Source organism: Streptomyces sp. NPDC090127, from assembly GCF_044746945.1.
Lineage (GTDB): Bacteria > Actinomycetota > Actinomycetes > Streptomycetales > Streptomycetaceae > Streptomyces.
The window spans coordinates 1,806-4,278 of record NZ_JBIVDE010000020.1; the positions used below are offsets into that span (position 1 = coordinate 1,806).

1 rRNA gene is annotated in these 2,473 nt (G+C 56.7%); it reads left to right on the forward strand.

Features of this window, described 5'->3' with window-relative positions:
• Window positions 1-146 precede the first annotated feature (146 nt).
• Window positions 147-2,473, forward strand: a 23S ribosomal RNA gene (locus ACIPPS_RS32515); the annotation flags it as partial.

A 2,473-nucleotide genomic window follows, 5' to 3' on the forward strand; every position in this document is an offset into this window, starting at 1 on the left:
CGTGCTTGGCACGTTGTTGGGTATCTGAGGGTACGGCCGTGAGGTCGTGTCTTCGCGATGCCGGCCCCAGTGAACTCGCCCAGTGTGGCGGGGTGATGGGTGGCTGGTCGTTGCTTGAGAACTACACAGTGGACGCGAGCATCTGTGGCCAAGTTTTTAAGGGCGCACGGTGGATGCCTTGGCACCAGGAACCGATGAAGGACGTGGGAGGCCACGATAGTCCCCGGGGAGCCGTCAACCAGGCTTTGATCCGGGGGTTTCCGAATGGGGAAACCCGGCAGTCGTCATGGGCTGTCACCCATGCCTGAACACATAGGGCATGTGGAGGGAACGAGGGGAAGTGAAACATCTCAGTACCCTCAGGAAGAGAAAACAACCGTGATTCCGGGAGTAGTGGCGAGCGAAACCGGATGAGGCCAAACCGTATGCGTGTGATACCCGGCAGGGGTTGCGCATGCGGGGTTGTGGGATCTCTCTTTCACAGTCTGCCGGCTGTGAGACGAGTCAGAAACCGTTGATGTAGGCGAAGGACATGCGAAAGGTCCGGCGTAGAGGGTAAGACCCCCGTAGCTGAAACATTAACGGCTCGTTTGAGAGACACCCAAGTAGCACGGGGCCCGAGAAATCCCGTGTGAATCTGGCGGGACCACCCGCTAAGCCTAAATATTCCCTGGTGACCGATAGCGGATAGTACCGTGAGGGAATGGTGAAAAGTACCGCGGGAGCGGAGTGAAATAGTACCTGAAACCGTGTGCCTACAAGCCGTGGGAGCGTCGCTCACTGGGTTTACCCAGTGGGTCGTGACTGCGTGCCTTTTGAAGAATGAGCCTGCGAGTTTGCGGTGTGTTGCGAGGTTAACCCGTGTGGGGAAGCCGTAGCGAAAGCGAGTCCGAATAGGGCGGTTCAGTAGCACGCTCAAGACCCGAAGCGGAGTGATCTAGCCATGGGCAGGTTGAAGCGGAGGTAAGACTTCGTGGAGGACCGAACCCACCAGGGTTGAAAACCTGGGGGATGACCTGTGGTTAGGGGTGAAAGGCCAATCAAACTCCGTGATAGCTGGTTCTCCCCGAAATGCATTTAGGTGCAGCGTCGTGTGTTTCTTGCCGGAGGTAGAGCACTGGATAGGCGATGGGCCCTACCGGGTTACTGACCTTAGCCAAACTCCGAATGCCGGTAAGTGAGAGCACGGCAGTGAGACTGTGGGGGATAAGCTCCATGGTCGAGAGGGAAACAGCCCAGAGCATCGACTAAGGCCCCTAAGCGTACGCTAAGTGGGAAAGGATGTGGAGTCGCAGAGACAACCAGGAGGTTGGCTTAGAAGCAGCCACCCTTGAAAGAGTGCGTAATAGCTCACTGGTCAAGTGATTCCGCGCCGACAATGTAGCGGGGCTCAAGCGTACCGCCGAAGTCGTGTCATTGCAGCGTATAGCCCCAACGGGTGTTGTGATGGGTAGGGGAGCGTCGTGTGCCGGGTGAAGCAGCCGCGGAAGCGAGTTGTGGACGGTTCACGAGTGAGAATGCAGGCATGAGTAGCGATACACACGTGAGAAACGTGTGCGCCGATTGACTAAGGGTTCCTGGGTCAAGCTGATCTGCCCAGGGTAAGTCGGGACCTAAGGCGAGGCCGACAGGCGTAGTCGATGGACAACCGGTTGATATTCCGGTACCCGCTTTGAAACGCCCAATATCGAGCCCATTAATGCTAAGCCCGTGAAGCCGTTCCGGACCCTTCGGGGAAAGGAAAGTGGTGGAGCCGGCGAACCAAGGTGGTAGTAGGTAAGCGATGGGGTGACGCAGGAAGGTAGTCCAGCCCGGGCGGTGGTTGTCCCGGGGTAAGGGTGTAGGCCGTGTGATAGGCAAATCCGTCACACATTAAGGCTGAGACCTGATGCCGAGCCGATTGTGGTGAAGTGGATGATCCTATGCTGTCGAGAAAAGCCTCTAGCGAGTTTCATGGCGGCCCGTACCCTAAACCGACTCAGGTGGTCAGGTAGAGAATACCGAGGCGTTCGGGTGAACTATGGTTAAGGAACTCGGCAAAATGCCCCCGTAACTTCGGGAGAAGGGGGGCCATCACTGGTGATCCGATTTACTCGGTGAGCTGGGGGTGGCCGCAGAGACCAGCGAGAAGCGACTGTTTACTAAAAACACAGGTCCGTGCGAAGCCGTAAGGCGATGTATACGGACTGACGCCTGCCCGGTGCTGGAACGTTAAGGGGACCGGTTAGTGACCTTTCGGGGTTGCGAAGCTGAGAACTTAAGCGCCAGTAAACGGCGGTGGTAACTATAACCATCCTAAGGTAGCGAAATTCCTTGTCGGGTAAGTTCCGACCTGCACGAATGGCGTAACGACTTCTCGACTGTCTCAACCATAGGCCCGGTGAAATTGCACTACGAGTAAAGATGCTCGTTTCGCGCAGCAGGACGGAAAGACCCCGGGACCTTTACTACAGTTTGATATTGGTGTTCGGTT